This is a genomic window from Streptomyces viridiviolaceus, assembly GCF_014650995.1.
GTDB lineage: Bacteria > Actinomycetota > Actinomycetes > Streptomycetales > Streptomycetaceae > Streptomyces > Streptomyces viridiviolaceus.
Genome location: NZ_BMWA01000011.1, coordinates 103,471 through 123,568, shown reverse-complemented (window position 1 = coordinate 123,568; position 20,098 = coordinate 103,471). Strand labels below are relative to the sequence as shown.

Here is a 20,098-nt window from a genome sequence, read left to right as displayed (position 1 = left end):
TCCTGCCACTCCCGAGGCACACTGGCGGCATGCTGCAGAACGTGGCCACGGTCCTGCTGGACGGTGTGCATCCCTTCGAACTCGGCGTGGTCTGCGAGGTATTCGGCATCGACCGCAGCGACGACGGACTGCCGGTGTACGACTTCGCGGTGGTCTCCGCGGAGGGCCCCGCGCTGAGCACCCACGTCGGCGGGCTGAGCGTCTCCACGCCGTACGGTCTCGACCGGCTCGACGAGGCGGACCTGATCGCCGTGCCGGCCGGGAGCGACTACGCCCGCCGGGAGTATCCGCCCGAGCTGCTGGACGCCCTGCGGCGGGCCGTGGACCGGGGCGCGCGGGTGCTGAGCGTGTGCTCGGGGGTCTTCGTGCTGGGCGCCGCCGGGCTGCTGGACGGGCGGCGGTGCGCGGTGCACTGGCACCACGCCGCCGAGCTGGCCCGGCAGTTCCCGCGGGCGGCCGTGGCGCCGGACGTGCTCTACGTCGACGAGGACCCGGTGATCACCTCCGCGGGCACGGCCGCCGGGATCGACGCCTGTCTGCACATCGTCCGCAAGGAGCAGGGGCCGGAGGTCGCCAACAAGATCGCCCGGCGCATGGTCGTACCGCCGCACCGGGCCGGCGGACAGGCGCAGTACATCGAGCGGCCGCTGCCGCGCTCCGCCTGCGACACCGTCGGCGAGGTGCTGGCCTGGATGGAACGGCACCTCGACCAGGAGGTCACCGTCGAGCAGCTCGCCGCCCGTGCGCACATGTCCCCGCGCACCTTCGCCCGCCGCTTCCAGCAGGAGACGGGTACGACTCCCTACCGCTGGATCCTGCGCCAGCGCGTGCTGCTGGCCCAGCGGCTGCTGGAGGCGACGGACGAGACGATGGACGCGATCGCCTGGCGCACCGGCTTCGGTACGGCGGCGGCCCTCAGGCACCAGTTCGTCAGGGCTCTGGGCACCACCCCGCACGCCTACCGGCGCACCTTCCGGGGCCCGGAGGCCGCCGCCTGAGCCGCCTCACCTCGCCACGGGCCTGACCAGCAGGTCGTGGGGACGAAGGGTGATGCCCACGCGGACGGCGTCGTTCGAGCCCGGGACCTGCTCGAAGCGGTACTTGGTGGCCAGCGCCGCCGTGATCAGGGTGAGCTGCGCCATCGAGAAGTGGTCGCTGGGGCACTTGCGGTTGCCCAGGCTGAACGGCCTCATGGCGTATTTCGGCAGGTCCTTCACGCGCTCCGGAAGCCAACGGTCGGGGTCGAACTCCAGGTGAGCGGCGTACGACTTCGGATCGCGCTGGATGGCGTACGGGCTGTAGATGATGTCGGACCCGGCCGGAATGCGATAGTCACCGAGTTCCGTGTCGACCACCGCTCGGCGCGTCAATACCCATACGGCGGGACGCAAACGCATCGCCTCGACGATGACATTGGCGGTGTGCGTGAGCTTGCGGACGTCCTCGAATGCCACGGGGCGCCCACCGGTGACAGCTTCCACTTCGTCGCGGATGCGGTCGGTGTGTTCCGGGTGTTCGGCAAGTGCCTGCAGCAACCACATGATCGTGGAGGCGATGGTTTCACTGCCGGGGGTGAGTATCGCGACGACCTGGTCGTGGATCTCCTGTTCCCCGATCGGGTCGCCATTGTCGTCCTTTGCTTCCAGCAATGCCGTCAGCAAATCGTCCGGCTTTTGACCGGATGCGCGGCGCTCGGCGATGATCTCGTCGACCAGGAGATGCAAATCGGCCAGGGCGCTGTTGAATTCCCGGTTGGCGGGCAGCGGCAGCCGGTAGAGCGGTCCGAGCGGGACCACCATGCGCCGGTACATGCCCCGGAAGACGGTGGCGAGGGCGACGCACAGGCGCTCGGCGCGCTCGTCCATGTACTGGCCGCGCAGCAGGCAGCGGGCCGCGACGCGCACGGCGACGCGGAAGGACTCGGAGGTGGCGTCGATGGTCCGGCCGGGCTGCCACCGCTCGGTGAGCGCGTGCGCCTCCTCCTCCATGATCGGCCCGTAGGCCGGGATGGCGTCGAGCTTGAAGGCCGGCTGGATGGTGCGCCGCTGGCGCCGGTGCAGCGGGCCGTTGGCGGTCGCCACGCCCTCCTTGCCGAGCAGGCCCTCCAGGGACTCCCACAGCGGTCCGGCGATGTGGTAGTCGGGGCTCAGCGCCAGGGCGCCGGTGAGGGCTGGGGTGGTGACCGCGTACACGGTCTTCGGGCCGAGCTTGATGCGGACGACGTCGCCGTGGTCGCGCAGCTGGGCCATGAAGGCCAGCGGGTCGCGGGCGAGCTTCCAGCCGTGGCCGAGGAGCGGGACGCCGCCGCCGGCCAGGGGCGGCTCGCGCAGCTCCGTCGCCGGCTCCGCCCGGGTCTCGGGGTTGACGGACTCGACGGTCATTTCTCACCTGCCGCTTCGTTGTTGACGTACGGGGGCGTGGACCGGTCGTCCCAGCTGTCGACCATGTACCGGCCGGACTCGTGGTGGAACCAGTAGACGGAACTGAACCAGTTCCGCATATTGCCGACGCAGGCGCGCACGGCGCCGCTCAGTTCTTTTCCGCGCACGGTTCCGTCGGCGAGTTCGTCGGCGAACCGTAACACCTCCCTTTCCACCACGATGAATTCCGTGATGCATTCCTCGACGCGTCGCCGGACTTCTACGACGGCTTCCTCCAGAGTCAGCCCCTCATGCGTGATGAGGCTGATTCCGAGATTGTGCACCTCGTCGCCCGCTATTTCCTTCGGCAGCGAGCAGAGGTCGTTGTACCAGGCGGCGAATTCCTGGCTCAACAGCGCCGCCCGGCGATATGCGGGGTGTTTCCTTACGCTGTCCGGGAGTTCGCAGCCCGCGCTCGGCTCCAGCAGGTCGGTCCAGATCCAGTGGGCGAAGGTGAGCCGGCGCAGTTCGAGGTACTCCTCGACGCCGGGCACGATTCCGTGGGTCCGGTTGTGGAACTCCCGGTCGTAGGCCTCGATCACCGTGTGGAAGTGCCGGGCGAACCGGGCGTTCCACGTCGCCGGCAGGAACGCGTACAGGCGCTGCACGCTGTCGGCGAACCCGGCGACCAGCGCGTCCTCGTGACGCAGATGGTCCCCGGGGGAGTCGAGAGCCGTGTGCAGCCGGTCCCGCAGCCTCCGCCAGGCGGCAGGGCGGCGGTGGACGATGTCGCGGTCGTGCCGGTCGTCCCAGACGAAGAACCACGCGCTGTAGTCCGCTATCGCCTGGAGGACCTCGTCGGGGGCGCCCAGGTAGTACCCCGCCATGAGGTCCGTGTAGCACAGGCCATCGGCATATTCCTCCACCTTGTCCGCCGGCATGAGGCGCTTTTCGAGCAGCCAGGTGCGGGTCTTCTCCTGGAGCCTCGGCCAATACGGGTGCAGTTGCCGGGGAAAGGCCGCCTCGATCACCGGGAGTGAAAGCTGTGGTGGTACCGCGATCGCCGTCGGTGCCGCTGTGGTGCCGTGTGAGAAAGCATGCACGAACAAACCCCTCTCAGCCGCCGGTGGCGCACCCCTCCGGTTGTGCGGGGCGTGCGCCGTTGCGTATCCCCACACTTCCTATTCAGCACCACAACTGACCGTTCTGGGAACGGATTTGCTCCATTCACTACCCCGTGATGCCTGAATTCTCCTGTTGTGTGACAGGTTTGGGATCAGCGGAAGAGCGTGCGGGATCGAACAGGTGACGGACAGACGAACGGCGCCTGCTGCGGGAGGTGTTCCCGAACAGGCGCCGTGCGCGCGAGGATGGTGGGGCCGGTGGGGCGGTCTCAGTCGTTCGCGACCACCGGGTAGCGCGGCTCGTTCTCGGCCATCTGCCGCAGCGCGTCCTTGCGTTCGCGCTTGGAGAGCCGGTCGATGTAGAGGTACCCGTACAGGTGGTCGGTCTCGTGCTGCAGGCACCGCGCGAAGTATCCGGTACCGCGCACCTTGATCGGGTTGCCCTTCTCGTCCTGCCCGGTCACCTCGGCGTAGTCGGGGCGGGCGAGCGGCGCGTAGGCGGTCGGCACGGACAGGCAACCCTCGTTGCTGTCGTCCAGCCGGCGCCGGTCGGCGGGCAGTTCGACGAGCTTGGGGTTGCAGACCACGCCGACGTGCCGGACGCCCTCGTCGTCGGGGCAGTCGTAGACGAAGACCTTCTTGTCGACGCCGATCTGGTTGGCGGCCAGGCCCACGCCCTCGGCGGTGCGCTGGCTGGCGAACATGTCCGCGACCAGCTGCTGGAGCTCGTCCCCGAACTCGGTGACGTCCTTGCACTCCTTGTGCAGGACCGGGTTCCCGACCACCGTGATCGGACGCGAGGTGCCGCGCTCACGCCAGGCGGTCTCGCGCTCCTCGCAGTCCTCGGTGTCGACGACGAAGCCCTCGTCGTCCACGGGGAGCACGCCCGCGTGCTGCTGATCGGTGTCCTGCTGCGCCATGACCGACGAATGCCTTCCTGAGTGAAACCCGGGTTCGATGCCTGATACAGGGTACGGGGGGAGCGCCCCTCAGGGCGCGGGACTGTGTCGCTGTGCGGCTCCGCCGCCTGGGCGCGACCAGCCACGACGGACCCGCTGTCGGCAACGGCTCTCAGCAGACCTCTTCAAGATCCCGCCAGTCGCGCGAATCCGGGCTGTCCGCGACCCACCCGTCCAGCAACCCCCTCACCAGCGCAGCCGGCGCGGCCACCCCGCACTCCCGCTCCGGCACCCACAGCTGCCCGTCCGTGCGGTGGCCGAGCGGCCCCGGGTGGCCCGGTTCGCTGTGATCGTGCGGGTCGAGGTGCTCACCGTCGCCCTCGTCGGACGGCATCCGGGACTCCGAGCACATCCGGCACAGCAGACGTACGGAGGACGACCAGTCCTCGGCGGCGAAGCCGGCGTCGGCGGCGAGCTGCTCCAGCGCGTCCCGGTCGGACTCGGTGGCGGCCTCCAGCAGCACCACCCAGGTCGGCACGGGCGACGGCGCCCACAGCTCGATCTCGTCGAAGACCGGGTAGGCGTGCCCGGCGGCGGTGGTCCGCTCGCCGTGCGGCACTCCGTCGTGCAGCACGACCTCGCCCCAGCGCCGCCCCGAGGACGGCAGCGGAATGGACAGCACCTCGATCCGGGCGGGGTCCAGCCGCCGCCCCCACACCACCTCGGCCTCCCCTTCCGGGGACAGCCGTACGGCCGCGCTGCCGAGGTCCATGCCGAGCGGCTCGCCGGAGTCCGTCGCGTCCCCCGGCGTGCGCAGCCCGTACGCCTGCCAGGCCCGCCGGGCCAGCGGCCAGTCCTGCAGGGCGGTGGCGGCGATGCCGACGTTCCACCAGTCGGGCGCCCCGGTGTCCCGGTCGAGCAGCGCCACGGCCCGCAGGCCCGCCGCCCTGGCCTGCTCCCAGTCGTGCCGGAACTTGTGCAGCAGGGCGAGGTTGAACCACGACTCCGACAGCCAGGGTTCCAGGTCGGCGGCCCGCGTCAGCAGTGCGCCGGCGTCCTCGTACCGACCGTCGCCGATCAGCGTGAACGCGCGGTCGGTGGCCTGCCGCCAGGAGGCGGAGGGCCGGTGCCGTCCCTTGCCGAAGATCCTCACGATTCCCGCCTGCCAGTTCCGTTCAGTGGGCTGGCTGTGCCTTGCTGCGCCCCCGGACACCCTCTCCTTCGCATCCAACCACGTGCGGCTGGAAGCGCGCTCATTACCCATGGGTTACCCAGCTCGGGCAGGGTCAGACAGCCCGGGCCGGCCCCGCGAGAGTACCCGTGCGAGTGACTCCACGACCTCGGGAGCGTAGTCACCCGCGGTGGCCAGACGCAGTTCCTCCAGCGCCGTGAGGGCACCCTGGGGACCGGCGTCCCGCGCCTTCTCCTCGTAGGCGTTCACGGCCCGTACGATCCGCGCGGCGACCGGCTGCTCCCGGCAGGGGTCGGCCTGCCTCTCCACCACGACCGCGACCGCCGCGTCGACCCCGGTCTGGCGGACGACCGCCCCGCCGAGCAGCGCGATCCGCCGCTGCTGCGCGGCGGGCAGGCCGGCGGTGGCGCCGGCCGGAACCGGGTCGACCAGGCTGAGCTGCCCGATGTCGTGCATGAGGGCCGCGTACTCCAGCACGGTCAGGTCCGGCCCGGACAGGCCCAGGTCACGCCCGACGGCCACGCCGAGTTCGGCGACGCGCCGGGCGTGCCCGGCCGGGGTGTAGCCGGCGATCTCGGTGGCCCGGGCGAGGGAGGCGATGGTCTGCCGGTAGGTGGCCCTCACGGCGGCGTAGCGGCGGTAGGACAGCTGGGTGAGCAGCAGCGGCACGGAGAAGACGGGCAGCGCCCACAGCCCGGCGACGGCCACCGCGAGTGCCATCACCGCTCCCGTCGCGCACACGGCGGAGGTGATCCCGACCATGCCGCGCAGTTCCTCGCGCAGCAGCGGTCCGAAGGGCCACCCGGTGCGCGCGTGCGCGGGTGCCGCGGCGAGCACGGCGTCGCACAGCGCGGTCACGGCGAGCAGCGCGAGCAGGAGCAGCGCGTGGGCGGGGCCGCCCCAGTCGCGGAAGACACCCTGGCTGGACAGCGGCTGGAAGCACACGGCGGCGAAGGCGACGGTGAGCACACGCCGCGCCACCTGGTCCAGCACGGGCCCGCCACCGCGCGCGATGTGCGGCACGCTGCCGAGCAGCGAGGCCGCGAGCACCACGGTGACGGTCTGGGCGACGCCGTGCTGGGCGGGCCGCCCGGCGTCCTCGCCGAGCAGGGCGTACGCCAGGGCACCCGCCGCTCCGAGCGGCGCCGCCTCCCGGGCCTCGGTCGCGGTGCGGCGGGTCAGCTCCCCCAGGGTGACGAGGGCACCGAAGGCGAGGGCGACGGGGCGGTCCTCCAGTCCGGTCCACAGGACGGAGGCGAGGCAGGAGAGCGCGACGAGGCCCGCGCAGACGTGGATCGCGGGGAGGACCGGAGGAAGTCGCACCGGCCTCATGACCCGCTCCGGCCCACGCCGCGGGGTCGCGCGGCGCTCGGCTCTGACGAGGGCCGTGCACCGGCCGGATCCCGCGCGGACCGCGCCTCGCCCGCACCGGACGGGTCCCCCGCACCGCTCCACCTGTCCTCGGACCGCCCACGGGCCGGGTCGGACGAAGCCCCCGCACCGTCCCGCCCCGACGACGACCGCACACCACTCGGACCGACCGAAGCCCGCCCACCAGCCCGCTCCGACGACGTCCCCGCACCGCTCCGCCCGGGCCAGGACGCCCCCGCGACCGCATCGGCCGACGACGGCCGCTCGGCCGAGCCGGGCGAGGGCCGCCCGGTCGGATCGGACGACGGCAGCACCATGGCATCGGACGACGGCCGCACAGTCGAGCCCGACGACGGCCGCACATCCGAATCGGGCACGAAACGCCCAGCCCCACCCGACAACGCCCGCCCCGCCGGATCGCACGAGGAACGCACCACCACACCCGACGACGACCCCCCGACCGAACCCGACGACGGCCGCACAGCCGAATCGGGCACGAAACGCCCAGCCCCACCCGACAACGCCCGCCCCGCCGGATCAGACGAGGAACGCACCACCACACCCGACGACGACCCCCCGACCGAACCCGACGACGGCCGCACGGACGAGTCGGGAACGGGGCGCCCGGTCCGATCGGGCGAGGGTGGCGGCGTCGGCGGGGGTGCGGTGGGCGGGGGGCCGTCCGCCGTCACCGCGGGGCGCCATCCGTGCCGGTCCAGCGCCCGCACCAACGCCCCCACCATCCGCGCGTCGAACTGCGCCCCCGCGCACCGCTGGAGTTCCTCCACCGCGGCCTCGACGGGCCGGGCGCGGCTGTAGGACCGGGTGGACGTCATCGCGTCGAACGCGTCGGCGACGGCCACCACCCGTGCCGACTCCGGGATCTGGGCGCCGGCCAGCCCGTAGGGGTAGCCGCTGCCGTCCAGCCGTTCGTGGTGGTGCAGGACGGCGGCCCGCGCCTCCCCGAGGAAGCGGATGCCGCGCACCATCTCGTGCCCGTACTCGGGATGCAGCTCGATCACCCGACGCTCCTCGGGCGTCAGCGGCCCGTCCTTGCGCAGCAGCCTGGTGGGGACCCCGAGCTTGCCCACGTCGTGCAGGATGCCCGCGAAGCGGAGCACCTCGACCCGCTCGTCGTCCATGCCCAGCTCGCGGGCGATCATCATCGACGCCTGTCCGACCCGCTCGCTGTGACCGCGCGTGTAGCCGTCCTTGATGTCGACGGCCTGCACCAGCGCGCGGATCGTCGCCTGGTGCGCGGCCCTCTCCCGGTGGTACTGGGCGAACGCCCACCACGCCACGCACATCGGCAGCAGCACCAGCAGCGCGGCGACGGGGCCGTACGGGCTGCGCCACAGCACCGCCATCATCAGCCCGACGAGCCCGTGCACGGAGACCGGCGCGAGCGACCGCGCGAACAGCCCGCACCAGGCCCGGCCCACGGACACCCGGTCGGCCGGCGCCAGGATCCCGCCGTCCAGCAGGGTCAGCACCAGGCAGAACGCCAGCACGGCGGCTCCGGCCGGCACGAGCGCGTAGGGGAAGTCGGGCGCCAGGACCGCGGCCTGCCCGCCCAGGTACCGGTGGACCCGGGCCGCGGCCCACACGGCCAGCATCAGCTGCGCGGCCCGCCAGATCCGCCGCAGGGCGAAGGGCGGCTGCTCCACGGGGGCCAGCAGCACCCCGGGCAACGCCACGAGCGCGGCGGCGGGCGGCGGCAGCAGGAAGGCCCCGGCGAACAGGACGGGGTAGCAGGTGCCTACGGAACGCGACCGTGCGACATGCTCACAGCCCGCGTACAGGGCGGCGAGGAGCAGCACGGCCCCCCAGGGCGTGTGCACGGCGGGCAGCGGGCGCAGGCAGAGCAGGGCGGCGACGACGCCACCGGCGACGTACGCACGCGCCCGCCCCGGTATCGCGTCCATGAGCCCTCCCCCCGGCCACGCCTGTCAGGCTCCGGAGCCTAGGGCGGCGGCAGGGGGGCACGCGGGTCGATGACCCGCGGATTAGCACGTACGAGTGACGCGCCGAACTCAGGACTCCTGCGGTGTCGCGGGAGCGGCCGTGACGTCGTGCTCGGGCACGGACTGCCCGGAGCGGATCAGGTCGATCCGGCCCATGACCTTGGCGCGCAGGTCGCCCGGCACGTCGTCATGGCCGCAGCAGCGCTTGACCAGCTTCTTCACGGCCTGCTCGAGCCCGTACTTCTCCAGGCACGGCGAGCACTCCTCGAAGTGATGCTCGAACTTGGTGCACTCGGCATCCGGCATCTCACGGTCGAGGAACTCGTAGAGATGATCGAGGATCTCGCTGCAATCCGTCTCGTGCGGCTCTCCGCAGCTCATGACCCCGAGCCTTTCGCTTCGTTCGACTCTCCGGCGCCGGCCGGGACCAGACCGCGGTCACGGGCGTAGTCCTCCAGCATGCCGCGCAGCTGACGGCGGCCCCGGTGCAGCCGGGACATCACCGTACCGATGGGTGTCCCCATGATGTCGGCGATCTCCTTGTAGGCAAAGCCCTCCACATCCGCGAGATACACGGCGATGCGGAATTCCTCGGGGATCGCCTGGAGCGCCTGCTTCACGTCGGAGTCGGGCAGGTGATCCAGCGCCTGCGACTCCGCGGAGCGCAGACCGGTCGACATGTGCGACTCGGCGCGCGCGAGCTGCCAGTCCTCGATCTCCTCGGCCGCGCTGCGCTGGGGTTCGCGCTGCTTCTTGCGGTACGAGTTGATGAAGGTGTTCGTGAGGATCCGGTACAGCCACGCCTTGAGGTTGGTGCCCTCGCGGAACTGGTGGAACGACGCGTACGCCTTGGCGTACGTCTCCTGCACCAGGTCCTCGGCATCGGCCGGGTTGCGCGTCATGCGCAGGGCAGCCGAGTACATCTGGTCGAGGAACTCGAGCGCGTCACGCTCGAAGCGCGCGCTGCGCTCCGCGGTCGACTCCGTGCCCGTGCCCCGGCCCTCGGGCTGCTCCGCCTGGCCGTTGTCGGTCCCTGCGTCGGTCCCAGTGACCGGACCCACCTCCTCCAGTGACGTCGTGGAACCGAAACCGGCCCCACTCGAATCGGAGGATAGACGACGATCCGGTCCGCCCGCCGCCCGAATAGGGGCGGTCTTCGCCGCGTGCAGCACCGTCCAGTCCAGGTCGGCGCGGCTGCTGCGACTCGGGCAGAAGGCTGAACCCATGCGGCGGACTTCCTCTCCTACGGCGTCGGTGCTGATTCTCAGCAACGTATGTCCGCCACAACAGTGGCCGGACGCCCGTCATTCCCGGGGCCTCACCCGAGTGAGCCGACCCACTCCGAAACGCCTTCGGTGATCAGCTCCAGGGCCCGCTCCTGCGTGATCTCCGCCCGCTTGGGCACGGCGAAGCCGTGGTCGCCGTACGGCACCTCGATCAGCCGGTGGTCGCCGTCGGGGAACTCCTCCGGCTTCCCGAACGGGTCGTTGCCGCCCTGCACGACGAGGGTGGGCACGCCGGCGCCGAGCAACTCGTCCGCGCGGGACTTCTCGGGCCTGCCCGGCGGGTGCAGCGGGAAGCTGAGGGCGAGGACCGCGTGGGCGCCCAGTCCGGCGGCGGTACGGCAGGCGACCCGGGCCCCGGCGCTGCGTCCGCCGGAGATCACCGGAAGGCCGGGCGCGGCCAGCGCGGGCCATACGCCCCGCCAGCCGGCGTCCAGGGTCTTCGGCGCGGGCGCCAGCTTCTTCCCGGCCACCCGCCAGGGCTGCTCGACCAGGGCGACGGTCACCCCGTGCGCGGGCAGCGCGGCCGCCAGTGCCTGGAGGTCGCGCGCTCCGATGCCGCCGCCGGCCCCGTGGCTCGCGGCCAGCACGAGGCGGGGCCGCTTCGCCCGGTGCCAGGTGATGCGTGCGGTACCGGCGTCCGTGTCGACGCTCTCGGTGGTCGCGGTGGTCGCGGTCGTCTGAGTGGTCTCAGTGGTCTTGCCGGTCACGTCAGGCTCTCGATGTCTCGCGGGTCACATCAGAAGAGTGTGCCCTCTTCCGGCCCGTCCAGCTCCTTCAGCAGTTCCGGTCCGTTGTTGCGGACGTTGCTGACGGCGGTGGAGACGGGGAACGCCCGCATCAGCCCGGCGGGCGGCGGCGACAGCAGGGACCTCAGGTCGTCGGGGTCCGTGCGCGCCGGGTCGAGCCAGGCGTCCCACCGGTCGGGAGTCAGCATCAGCGGCATCCGCGGGTGGATGTCGGCCAGCGCGCGCGGCCCGTCGGCCGGGGCGACCGCGAGCGGCGTGGTCTCCGCCTCGGTCGTGATCACCGAGCACGTCACCCACCAGGCCTGCGGATGGTCGTCCGGCAGTGTCCTGTCCCGCCAGAACTCGTACAGTCCGGCCATCGCGAACACGGAGCCGTCGGCCGGTGTCACGAAGTACGGCTGCTTGCGTGGCCGCTTCTTCCTGCCCTCGACCTCCAGGTCGCGCTCCTGCTTGCCGGTGACCCACTCGTAGTAGCCGTCGGCGGGCACGATGCAGCGCCGGGCGGCGAAGGCGCGGCGGAACGACGGCTTCTCGTGCACCGTCTCCGCGCGCGCGTTGATCATCCGGGCGCCGCCCTCGGGCGTCTTGGACCAGGACGGCACGAGTCCCCACTTCAGCTTGCGCAGCTGGCGAACCGGCTTCGGGTCCTGCGCGTCCTTCAGAGGACGGTCCAGGACGACGTGGACCTCCTTGGTCGGAGCCACGTTGTAGTCGGGTTCCAGGGTCTCCTGCGGCTCCCACTTCTCGATCTCAAAGATTCCTGCGAGATCCTCGGGGCCACGACTCGCTGCATACCGTCCGCACATACGTGCCACACTGCCAGACCCCGCGCTCTACCGAGGAGCCCTCACCCGACATGGTCCACCTCGCATCGGCCTCGCTCGCCTCCCTCTGGGACGAGGTCTCCGGCACCCAGCCCGACCCCGAGCTGTGGGTGGTGATCGTCACCCTGGCCGTCGCGCTCGCCGCGGTCGTACCGCACGGGTTGTGGCGCCTGGCCCGCAACGCGATCACCATCGCGCACGAGGGCGGCCACGGACTGGTGGCGCTGCTCACCGGGCGCACCCTGACCGGCATCACGCTGCACTCGGACACCAGCGGCCTGACCGTCAGCCGCGGCAAGCCGCACGGGCTGGGCATGATCCTGACGGCGGCCGCCGGCTACACCGCTCCCCCGCTGCTGGGCCTCGGCGGCGCCGCGCTGCTGGCATCGGGACGGATCACGCTGCTGCTGTGGGCGGCGACGGCGCTGCTCGTCGCCCTGCTGGTGATGGTCCGCAACGCGTACGGGGTGCTGACGGTGGTCCTCACCGGCGGCACCTTCGTCCTGGTGTCCTGGCTGACCGGACCGCAGGTGCAGGCGGCGTTCGCCTACGCGGCGGTGTGGTTCCTGCTGCTGGGCGGGGTGCGCCCGGCGTTCGAGCTGCAGGCCAAGCGGGCGCGGGGAGGCGCCGGCGACTCGGACGCGGACCAGTTGGCCCGGCTGACGCACGCGCCGGCGGGGGTGTGGTTCTTCCTGTTCCACGCGGTGTCGCTGTGCTCGCTGATCGGCGGGGGACGCTGGCTGCTGGGGCTGTGACGCACGGCGAAGGGGCAAGGTCACAGGGGACGCGGCCGTAGCGGTGTGCGGCTCGCCCGCGGGGGCGCGACCGGCCCGGCGGCGCCGCACCCGAAGGACGGCCGCCCACTAAAGTGGGGCCCATGGCCCCGAACGATGCACACACCGCCCTCTGGCCCGCCCCGCACGCGAGCGGAGCCGTCGACGCGACGGTCCACGTGCCCGGGTCCAAATCGGTCACCAACCGCGCCCTGGTCCTGGCCGCCCTCGCCTCCGAGCCCGGCTGGCTGCGCCGCCCGCTGCGCTCCCGCGACACCCTGCTGATGGCCGAGGCGCTGCGCGCGATGGGCGTGGGCATCGAGGAGGGCGTCGGCCCGGAGGGCACCGGCGAGTTCTGGCGCGTCATCCCGGCCGGCCTGCACGGCCCGGCCACGGTCGACGTCGGCAACGCCGGCACGGTCATGCGCTTCCTGCCGCCGGTCGCCACGCTCGCCGACGGCACGGTCCGCTTCGACGGCGACCCGCGTTCGTACGAGCGTCCCCTGAACGGTGTGATCGACGCGCTGCGCGTCCTCGGCGCACGCATCGACGACGACGGGCGCGGTGCCCTGCCGATGACCGTGCACGGCGGCGGCGCCCTGGAGGGCGGCCCGGTGGAGATCGACGCGTCGTCGTCCTCCCAGTTCGTCAGCGCCCTGCTGCTGTCCGGCCCGCGTTTCAACCAGGGCGTCGAGGTCCGGCACACCGGTTCGGCGCTGCCGTCCATGCCGCACATCCGCATGACCGTGGACATGCTGCGCTCGGTCGGAGCCCAGGTGGACACCCCGGAGTCCGGCGGCGAGCCGAACGTCTGGCGGGTCACGCCCGGCGCCCTGCTCGGCCGGGACCTGACGATCGAGCCCGACCTGTCCAACGCCCAGCCGTTCCTCGCGGCGGCGCTGGTGACCGGCGGCAAGGTCGTCGTCCCCGACTGGCCGGCCCGCACCACCCAGCCCGGCGACCGGCTGCGGGAGATCTTCACCGAGATGGGCGGCTCCTGCGAACTGACCGACTACGGCCTGGTGTTCACCGGTTCCGGTGCCGTGCACGGCATCGACGTCGACCTCGGTGAGGTCGGCGAACTCACCCCGGGCATCGCGGCCGTCGCCGCCCTCGCGGACTCCCCCTCGACCCTGCGCGGGGTGGCGCACCTGCGCCTGCACGAGACGGACCGCCTGGCCGCGCTCACCAAGGAGATCAACGAACTCGGCGGTGACGTCACCGAGACCGCCGACGGCCTGCACATCCGCCCGCGCCCGCTGCACGGCGGGATCTTCCACACCTACGAGGACCACCGCATGGCCACCGCCGGCGCGATCATCGGCCTCGCGGTGGAAGGAGTGCGGATCGAGAACGTGGCGACGACGGCGAAGACCCTGCCCGACTTCCCCGAACTGTGGACCGGGATGCTCGGGGCGTAGGGACACGTCATGCGCCGCTACGGCAAGCACACCGACGAGGACGACATCCGCACGCGTCCCAACCGCAAGGGCAACCGCCCGCGCACGCACATCCGGCCCAAGCACGAGGACGCCGCCGAGGGCATGGTCCTCACGGTCGACCGGGGCCGGCTGACCTGCCTCGTCGAGGACCGTACGGTCATGGCGATGAAGGCCCGCGAACTGGGCCGCAAGGCCGCGGTCGTCGGCGACCGGGTCGCGCTGGTCGGCGACCTCTCCGGCAAGAAGGACACGCTCGCGAGGATCGTCCGCATCGAGGAGCGCACGTCGGTGCTGCGCCGCACGGCCGACGACGACGACCCCTACGAGCGGGTGGTCGTCGCCAACGCCGACCAACTCGCCATCGTCACCGCCCTCGCCGACCCCGAGCCGCGGCCCCGCCTGATCGACCGCTGCCTGGTCGCGGCGTTCGACGGCGGGCTCACGCCACTGCTGGTGATGACCAAGTCGGACCTCGCCGCACCGGACGAACTCCTGGGCCTCTACGGCGCGTTGGACATCCCGTACGTCGTCACCAGCCGCGAGGAACTGGAGAACGGCGACGCCGCCGATCGCGTACGGGAGCATCTGGACGGCAAGATCACGGCCTTCGTGGGCCACTCGGGCGTCGGCAAGACGACCCTCGTCAACGCGCTCGTGCCTGAGGAGCGCCGGCGCACCACGGGCCACGTGAACGCGGTGACCGGCCGCGGCCGGCACACGACGACCTCCGCGCTCGCCCTGCCGCTGTCGGACGACGACGGCTGGGTCGTCGACACCCCGGGCGTACGGTCGTTCGGGCTGGCGCACATCGACCCGTCCCGTGTGATCCACGCCTTCCCCGACCTGGAGCCCGGCACGGAGGGCTGCCCGCGCGCGTGCAGCCACGACGAACCCGACTGCGCGCTGGACGCGTGGGTGACCGAGGGGCACGCCGACCCGGCGCGGCTGTACTCGCTGCGCCGGCTGCTGGCGACGCGGGAACGGAAGGAAGGCGACTGACGTCCGCCCCGGGAGGGCTGCTGACCTCCGCGTTGTTTGCCCCCGCGTCGACTCGGTAAGTGCATAATCGCACCAAGCCGGATCCAAGCCTGAGCAAAGCCTGACGAAGCGGTCGCGGTTCGTGGGACTACGGGAGGACGACACATGGCGTGGCTGCTCGTCATAGTGGCCGGGTTGCTCGAGACCGGCTTCGCCGTGTGCCTGAAGCTGTCGCACGGCTTCACCCGGCTGTGGCCGACCGTCGCCTTCTGCGTCTTCGCGCTGGGCAGCTTCGGCCTGCTGACCCTCTCCCTGAAGAAGCTCGACGTCGGGCCGGCGTACGCGGTGTGGACCGGCATCGGCGCGGCCGGCACCGCGATCTACGGCATGGTGTTCCTCGGCGACCTGGTGTCGACGCTGAAGATCGTCTCGATCAGTCTGGTCATCATCGGCGTCATCGGACTGCAGCTGTCCGGTTCGGCGCACTGAGCCGGCGCCCGTCGCGCGTCAGGGCGTCAACTGGCCCGGCAGCGAGGTCCGTACGAGCTCGGCCACTCCCCCGTCGCCCGGCGGGGCGGCGACGCAGGACAGCGCGAGACGGACGACGAGTTCGCAGGAGCGGTACAGGTCGGCGGCGTCCGGCCCGGGCAGGCCGCATCCGGACAGGACGGCGACGGCACGGTCGCGGACGAGGGCCACGAGATCGCCGGGCGAGGGCAGCGGACCGTCGGCCCGGCGCTGTGCGGGCACGGCGGAGGAGGACGGCACCGCCTTCAGCGCCGGCGAGGGCAGCCGCTCGCCCCAGCAGCCGGTGAGCATGGCCCGCACCAAGGCGTTCTCGCGGGCGGCCGACGCGGTCCACTCGGCGGTGGCGGTGAGCCGTTCACGGGGATCTCCGGCCCCGGCGAGGGCACGCTCCACCCCCGCGAGGAACCCGTCGGCCTCCCTGCGGACGAGTGCCCGGGCGAGCCCTTCCTTGCTGCCGAACTCGTTGTACAGCGTCTGCCGGGACACCCCGGCCGCCGCGGCCACGTCCACCATCCGCACAGCGGACCACGGCCGACGCGCCAGCGCGGTGTAGGCGGCGTCGAGCAGGGACTCCCGGGCTGCAGGCATCATCGCCTCCGTCGGGCCGAGCGACTCTGCGCCCAGATTTGACGGGCCCAGCACCACTGTCAAGGCCCCTCGCACCACCGCAGCCGCCCCAGCCGCGGGCAGTCGTGCCGCTGGGGCGACGGGGGTCCCCCGCTCGAGCGACGCCGGGAGTGGGGGAGGGTGGGCGCAGCGGCACCCCGCAAGCGCCGGGCCGCGCGACCCACCCCACCCTCGGCCTGCGCCCCGTCCGACGCCGGCCGGACGCACCCCCGTCGTGCCACGTCCCGCCCCGACCGGACACGCCCCGCCAAGCCCCCGGTGGCCCCGCCCCACCCCCGGCGGATACCGTGGCCGCATGCCGGACTACCTCGACGACCTCCGCCTCGCCCACGTCCTCGCGGACGCCGCCGACGCCGCCACGATGGACCGCTTCAAGGCCCTCGACCTGAAGGTCGAGACGAAGCCGGACATGACCCCGGTGAGCGAAGCGGACAAGGCCGCCGAGGAACTGATCCGCGGCCACCTGCAGCGCGCCCGCCCGCGCGACGCGGTCCTCGGCGAGGAGTACGGCGTCGAGGGCACCGGCCCCCGCCGCTGGGTCGTCGACCCGATCGACGGCACCAAGAACTACGTGCGCGGCGTGCCCGTCTGGGCCACCCTCATCGCCCTCATGGAAGCGGGCGCGGGCGGCTACGAGCCCGTCGTCGGCCTCGTCTCCGCCCCGGCGCTCGGCCGCCGCTGGTGGGCCGCGAAGGGCCACGGCGCCTTCACGGGCCGCAGCCTGACCTCGGCCTCCCGGCTGCACGTGTCGCAGGTCTCGACACTCTCGGACGCCTCCTTCGCGTACTCCTCGCTCAGCGGCTGGGAGGAGCAGGGCCGGCTGGACGGCTTCCTGGACCTGACCCGCGAGGTGTGGCGCACGCGCGCGTACGGCGACTTCTGGCCGTACATGATGGTCGCCGAGGGCTCGGTCGACCTCTGCGCCGAACCCGAGCTCTCCCTGTGGGACATGGCCGCCAACGCGATCATCGTCACGGAGGCCGGCGGCAACTTCACCGGCCTCGACGGCCGCCCCGGCCCGCACAGCGGCAATGCGGCGGCGTCGAACGGCCTGCTGCACGACGAACTGCTGGGGTACCTCAACCAGCGCTACTGAGCGCCCTCTTGTTGACCTCCGCTTTGCCTGCCACTCTGAGAGTCCCCCCACTTGTGAATTTGTGAATCCATGAACTAAGTCATGGGTTCGGCAGGAGGTGGCTCCATCCATGCTCGTCCACGAAGCCATGAGCACGGTCGTCCTCACCATCGGCCCCACCCACACCCTGCGTCAGGCCGCCGCCCTGATGTCCGCCCGCCGCGTCGGCGCGGCCGTGGTCCACGACCCGGACGCCGGCGGTATCGGCATCCTCACCGAACGCGACGTCCTCGTCTCCGTCGGCCTGGGCCAGGACCCGGACACCGAGCGCGCCCACGCCCACACCACCACCGACGTCGTGTTCGCGGCGCCGTCCTGGACCGTGGAGGAGGCGGCACGGGCGATGGCACACGGCGGGTTCCGCCACCTGATCGTCCTCGACCGGGGTGAGCCCGCCGGCATCGTCTCGGTCCGCGACATCATCCGCTGCTGGACGCCGGCACGGCAGCAGTCCGAGGCAGCCGTGACCGCCTGACGACGCACGAACGGGCCGGACCCCCGTCCCCGGGGATCCGGCCCGCCGCCACGACAAGCGGTCCAGTGCTGGACGTCAGCCGCGCAGGGCCTGGACCGCGGCCTCCAGCCGCTTGCCGAAGTCGCCGTCCGCCTGGCGGAAGTTGTTGATCGCGCGCTCGGCGATGTCCTCGCGCGAGACCTGCGAGATGGAGCCCGCCAGGTTGTTGATCAGGCGCTCCTTCTCCTCGTCCGTCATCAGGCGGTAGAGGTTGCCCGCCTGCACGAAGTCGTTGTCCTCGGCGTGCGAGGGAGCCTCGTGGTCGCCGGTGACACCGGTGACCGCGACCGGCTGCCACAGCGCCCGGTCCGTCTGGAACGGGCCGCCGAAGCTGTTCGGCTCGTAGTTCTTCGCGCCCTTGTGGCGGCCGTCGTACAGGTAGCCGTCACGGGAGTGGGTGCGCGCCTCGGTGGCGTGCGGGCGGTTCACCGGCAGGTGGTCGGCGTTGATGCCGACGCGGTACCGGTGGGCGTCGCCGTAGGCGAAGAGGCGGCCCTGGAGCATCTTGTCCGGGGACGGGCCGATGCCGGGCACGAAGTGCGCCGGGGAGAAGATCGACTGCTCGACCTCGGCGAAGATGTTCTCCGGGTTGCGGTTGAGCTCCAGCTTGCCGAACTCGATGACCGGGTAGTCCGCGTGCGGCCACACCTTGGTCAGGTCGAACGGGTTGAAGCGGTACTTCGCCGCCTCGGCCACCGGCATGATCTGCACGCCGACGGTCCAGGACGGGTAGTCGCCGCGCTCGATGGCCTCGCGCAGGTCGCGCTGGTGGGAGTCGGGGTCCTCACCGGCCAGCTTGGCGGCCTCCTCGGCGGTCAGGTTCTTGATGCCCTGGTCCGTCTTGAAGTGGTACTTGACCCAGAAGGCCTCGCCGGCCTCGTTGTTCCACTGGTAGGTGTGCGAGCCGAAGCCGTCCATGTGGCGGTAGGACGCCGGGATGCCGCGGTCACCGAACAGCCAGGTCACCTGGTGCGTGGACTCGGGCGAAAGGCTCCAGAAGTCCCAGACGTTGTCCGCCTCCTGCGAACCGGTGTACGGGTCGCGCTTCTGGGTGTGGATGAAGTCCGGGAACTTGATGGCGTCCTTGATGAAGAACACCGGGGTGTTGTTGCCGACGAGGTCGTAGTTGCCCTCTTCGGTGTAGAACTTCAGCGCGAAGCCGCGCGGGTCGCGGACGGCGTCCGCCGCACCCAGGTTGCCGGCCACGGTCGAGAAGCGCAGGAAGGTCTCCGTCTGCTTGCCGATCTCGGAGAGGAACTTCGCCCTCGTGTACTTGGTGACGTCGGCGGTGACCGTGAAGGTGCCGTAGGCGCCCGCGCCACGGGCGTGCACCACACGCTCCGGAATGCGCTCACGGTTGAAGTGGGCCAGCTTCTCCAGGAGGAGCTGGTCCTGGACGAGCACGGGGCCGCCGACGCCCGCGGTCTCGCTGTTCTGGTTGTCGGCTACCGGAGCACCGGCTTCCGTAGTGAGCGGTCCCTGAGTCACGTGGGCCTCCTGCGCCATTCCTGCAATACCTGTCCCTTGGCTAATGCCGATCCCGATCCTACAATGGACAATGTCTAAGTCAAGTAAGACTCCAAAGTCACACCCGTTCGGGACCTGGTCCCCCTTGCTGTTAGGCTGGTCTGTATGAGTGACCTTCTGGAACGGCTGCGTGGACGCGGATGGCGCATGACCGCGCAGCGGCGCGTGGTGGCCGAGGTCCTCGACGGCGAACACGTCCATCTGACGGCCGACGAGGTGCACGCCCGGGCCGTGGCGAAGCTCCCCGAGATCTCCCGGGCGACCGTGTACAACACCCTGGGCGAACTGGTCACGCTCGGTGAGGTGCTCGAGGTCGCGACCGACAAGCGCGCCAAGCGGTACGACCCGAACGCGCACCGGCCGCACCACCACCTGGTGTGCGCCCAGTGCGGCGCGATCCGGGACGTGCACCCGACCGGCAACCCGCTGGCCGATCTCCCCGACTCCGAGCGCTTCGGTTTCACGGTCTCGGACGTCGAGGTGACGTACCGCGGCACCTGCCCCAACTGCGCGTCGGCGTAAGCCCCAGCTTTCGCGGAAAGCCCCGGCACCTCTCGGTGCCGGGGCTTTCCGCGCCGAGTGCGGCGGCCGCGACGACGCCAGGGCGTGCGGGCCGTGACCGCCGAACGCACCGAGGGCCGGAACCCTTTCGGATTCCGACCCTCGGCCTTCAGTAGCGGGGACAGGATTTGAACCTGCGACCTCTGGGTTATGAGCCCAGCGAGCTACCGAGCTGCTCCACCCCGCGTCGGTGAATGCAACATTACGTCAAGGGCACGTCCAGAAGCAAATCTCCTGTTGCGCACGC

19 protein-coding genes, 1 tRNA gene and 1 pseudogene are annotated in these 20,098 nt (G+C 71.7%); 8 read left to right on the top strand and 13 right to left on the bottom strand.

Features of this window, described 5'->3' with window-relative positions; all coding sequences use genetic code 11:
• Nucleotides 1-29: 29 nt before the first annotated feature.
• Nucleotides 30-998, top strand: a complete 969-nt coding sequence (locus IE260_RS17730) for a GlxA family transcriptional regulator (protein ID WP_189872942.1) — start codon at nucleotides 30-32, stop codon at nucleotides 996-998.
• Between the two features lie 6 nt (nucleotides 999-1,004).
• Here the strand turns inward: IE260_RS17730 and IE260_RS17725 are convergent, their stop codons facing one another.
• The 10 genes and pseudogenes from IE260_RS17725 to IE260_RS17680 form a co-directional block, all read right to left on the bottom strand.
• Nucleotides 1,005-2,381 (bottom strand): bifunctional albaflavenone monooxygenase/terpene synthase, encoded by a 1,377-nt coding sequence (locus IE260_RS17725; protein WP_189872940.1) that lies wholly within the window; start codon nucleotides 2,379-2,381, stop codon nucleotides 1,005-1,007.
• Complete coding sequence (gene cyc1, locus IE260_RS17720) at nucleotides 2,378-3,463, bottom strand: epi-isozizaene synthase (RefSeq protein WP_189872938.1); 1,086 nt, start codon at nucleotides 3,461-3,463, stop codon at nucleotides 2,378-2,380. Before cyc1 ends, IE260_RS17725 begins: the two co-directional genes overlap by 4 nt.
• Nucleotides 3,464-3,753: 290 nt before the next feature.
• Entirely contained in the window at nucleotides 3,754-4,404 is a 651-nt protein-coding gene (gene def / locus IE260_RS17715; protein WP_189872937.1) for a peptide deformylase, read from the bottom strand.
• 151 nt (nucleotides 4,405-4,555) lie between these two features.
• Nucleotides 4,556-5,536: a tetratricopeptide repeat protein gene (locus IE260_RS17710; protein WP_189872934.1), complete on the bottom strand. Its 981-nt coding sequence runs from the start codon at nucleotides 5,534-5,536 to the stop codon at nucleotides 4,556-4,558.
• A gap of 114 nt (nucleotides 5,537-5,650) precedes the next feature.
• Nucleotides 5,651-6,907, bottom strand: coding sequence for an HD-GYP domain-containing protein (locus IE260_RS17705; RefSeq protein ID WP_189872932.1), 1,257 nt, complete (start codon nucleotides 6,905-6,907; stop codon nucleotides 5,651-5,653).
• Between the two features lie 656 nt (nucleotides 6,908-7,563).
• A pseudogene (locus tag IE260_RS17700) lies at nucleotides 7,564-8,871 on the bottom strand (HD-GYP domain-containing protein); the annotation flags it as partial.
• Between the two features lie 108 nt (nucleotides 8,872-8,979).
• Nucleotides 8,980-9,291, bottom strand: coding sequence for a mycothiol system anti-sigma-R factor (gene rsrA / locus IE260_RS17695; protein ID WP_189872930.1), 312 nt, complete (start codon nucleotides 9,289-9,291; stop codon nucleotides 8,980-8,982).
• A complete protein-coding gene (gene sigR, locus IE260_RS17690; RefSeq protein WP_189872928.1) occupies nucleotides 9,288-9,971 on the bottom strand; it encodes an RNA polymerase sigma factor SigR in 684 nt (227 codons plus the stop codon). Before sigR ends, rsrA begins: the two co-directional genes overlap by 4 nt.
• Nucleotides 9,972-10,228: 257 nt before the next feature.
• Nucleotides 10,229-10,903, bottom strand: a complete 675-nt coding sequence (locus tag IE260_RS17685; RefSeq protein WP_189872926.1) for an alpha/beta hydrolase family protein — start codon at nucleotides 10,901-10,903, stop codon at nucleotides 10,229-10,231.
• 29 nt (nucleotides 10,904-10,932) lie between these two features.
• Nucleotides 10,933-11,748 (bottom strand): SOS response-associated peptidase, encoded by an 816-nt coding sequence (locus IE260_RS17680; protein WP_189872924.1) that lies wholly within the window; start codon nucleotides 11,746-11,748, stop codon nucleotides 10,933-10,935.
• Between the two features lie 50 nt (nucleotides 11,749-11,798).
• Here IE260_RS17680 and IE260_RS17675 point away from each other — a divergent pair, with 50 nt between their 5' ends.
• The 4 genes from IE260_RS17675 to IE260_RS17660 all read left to right on the top strand — a co-directional run bounded on the left by IE260_RS17675 (nucleotide 11,799) and on the right by IE260_RS17660 (nucleotide 15,448).
• Nucleotides 11,799-12,521 carry a M50 family metallopeptidase gene (locus IE260_RS17675; protein WP_189872923.1) on the top strand — a complete coding sequence of 241 codons (723 nt, stop codon included), beginning with the start codon at nucleotides 11,799-11,801 and terminating at the stop codon, nucleotides 12,519-12,521.
• A gap of 122 nt (nucleotides 12,522-12,643) precedes the next feature.
• Nucleotides 12,644-13,960, top strand: coding sequence for a 3-phosphoshikimate 1-carboxyvinyltransferase (gene aroA, locus IE260_RS17670; RefSeq protein WP_189872922.1), 1,317 nt, complete (start codon nucleotides 12,644-12,646; stop codon nucleotides 13,958-13,960).
• Between the two features lie 9 nt (nucleotides 13,961-13,969).
• The gene (gene rsgA, locus IE260_RS17665; protein ID WP_189872918.1) at nucleotides 13,970-14,980 is read left to right on the top strand and encodes a ribosome small subunit-dependent GTPase A; all 1,011 of its coding nucleotides are present in this window, start codon (nucleotides 13,970-13,972) and stop codon (nucleotides 14,978-14,980) included.
• 144 nt (nucleotides 14,981-15,124) lie between these two features.
• Entirely contained in the window at nucleotides 15,125-15,448 is a 324-nt protein-coding gene (locus IE260_RS17660) for a DMT family transporter (RefSeq protein ID WP_030232322.1), read from the top strand.
• An 18-nt stretch (nucleotides 15,449-15,466) separates the two neighbouring features.
• Here the strand turns inward: IE260_RS17660 and IE260_RS17655 are convergent, their stop codons facing one another.
• Nucleotides 15,467-16,075, bottom strand: coding sequence for a TetR/AcrR family transcriptional regulator (locus IE260_RS17655; protein WP_189873262.1), 609 nt, complete (start codon nucleotides 16,073-16,075; stop codon nucleotides 15,467-15,469).
• Nucleotides 16,076-16,409: 334 nt separating this feature from the next.
• Here IE260_RS17655 and hisN point away from each other — a divergent pair, with 334 nt between their 5' ends.
• Nucleotides 16,410-17,210 carry a histidinol-phosphatase gene (hisN, locus tag IE260_RS17650; protein WP_189872915.1) on the top strand — a complete coding sequence of 267 codons (801 nt, stop codon included), beginning with the start codon at nucleotides 16,410-16,412 and terminating at the stop codon, nucleotides 17,208-17,210.
• A 109-nt stretch (nucleotides 17,211-17,319) separates the two neighbouring features.
• Nucleotides 17,320-17,724, top strand: a complete 405-nt coding sequence (locus tag IE260_RS17645) for a CBS domain-containing protein (RefSeq protein ID WP_189872912.1) — start codon at nucleotides 17,320-17,322, stop codon at nucleotides 17,722-17,724.
• 75 nt (nucleotides 17,725-17,799) lie between these two features.
• Here IE260_RS17645 and IE260_RS17640 read toward each other — a convergent pair whose 3' ends face one another.
• Nucleotides 17,800-19,251: a catalase gene (locus tag IE260_RS17640; RefSeq protein WP_189872911.1), complete on the bottom strand. Its 1,452-nt coding sequence runs from the start codon at nucleotides 19,249-19,251 to the stop codon at nucleotides 17,800-17,802.
• 144 nt (nucleotides 19,252-19,395) lie between these two features.
• Here IE260_RS17640 and IE260_RS17635 point away from each other — a divergent pair, with 144 nt between their 5' ends.
• A complete protein-coding gene (locus IE260_RS17635) occupies nucleotides 19,396-19,812 on the top strand; it encodes a Fur family transcriptional regulator (protein WP_189872910.1) in 417 nt (138 codons plus the stop codon).
• Between the two features lie 152 nt (nucleotides 19,813-19,964).
• On the opposite strand, the gene IE260_RS17630 is transcribed toward IE260_RS17635, so the two are convergent.
• Nucleotides 19,965-20,038, bottom strand: a tRNA-Met gene (locus IE260_RS17630).
• Between the last annotated feature and the right edge of the window lie 60 nt (nucleotides 20,039-20,098).

Excerpts from the sequence above, each read along its gene's own strand:
- IE260_RS17730 (WP_189872942.1), top strand. The coding sequence starts at position 30 with ATGCTGCAGAACGTGGCCACGGTCCTGCTGGACGGTGTGCATCCCTTC.
- IE260_RS17725 (WP_189872940.1), bottom strand. The coding sequence starts at position 2,381 with ATGACCGTCGAGTCCGTCAACCCCGAGACCCGGGCGGAGCCGGCGACG.
- def (WP_189872937.1), bottom strand. The coding sequence starts at position 4,404 with ATGGCGCAGCAGGACACCGATCAGCAGCACGCGGGCGTGCTCCCCGTG.
- IE260_RS17705 (WP_189872932.1), bottom strand. The coding sequence starts at position 6,907 with ATGAGGCCGGTGCGACTTCCTCCGGTCCTCCCCGCGATCCACGTCTGC.
- rsrA (WP_189872930.1), bottom strand. The coding sequence starts at position 9,291 with ATGAGCTGCGGAGAGCCGCACGAGACGGATTGCAGCGAGATCCTCGAT.
- IE260_RS17680 (WP_189872924.1), bottom strand. The coding sequence starts at position 11,748 with ATGTGCGGACGGTATGCAGCGAGTCGTGGCCCCGAGGATCTCGCAGGA.
- IE260_RS17675 (WP_189872923.1), top strand. The coding sequence starts at position 11,799 with ATGGTCCACCTCGCATCGGCCTCGCTCGCCTCCCTCTGGGACGAGGTC.
- aroA (WP_189872922.1), top strand. The coding sequence starts at position 12,644 with ATGGCCCCGAACGATGCACACACCGCCCTCTGGCCCGCCCCGCACGCG.
- rsgA (WP_189872918.1), top strand. The coding sequence starts at position 13,970 with ATGCGCCGCTACGGCAAGCACACCGACGAGGACGACATCCGCACGCGT.
- IE260_RS17660 (WP_030232322.1), top strand. The coding sequence starts at position 15,125 with ATGGCGTGGCTGCTCGTCATAGTGGCCGGGTTGCTCGAGACCGGCTTC.
- IE260_RS17655 (WP_189873262.1), bottom strand. The coding sequence starts at position 16,075 with ATGCCTGCAGCCCGGGAGTCCCTGCTCGACGCCGCCTACACCGCGCTG.
- hisN (WP_189872915.1), top strand. The coding sequence starts at position 16,410 with ATGCCGGACTACCTCGACGACCTCCGCCTCGCCCACGTCCTCGCGGAC.
- IE260_RS17645 (WP_189872912.1), top strand. The coding sequence starts at position 17,320 with ATGCTCGTCCACGAAGCCATGAGCACGGTCGTCCTCACCATCGGCCCC.
- IE260_RS17635 (WP_189872910.1), top strand. The coding sequence starts at position 19,396 with ATGAGTGACCTTCTGGAACGGCTGCGTGGACGCGGATGGCGCATGACC.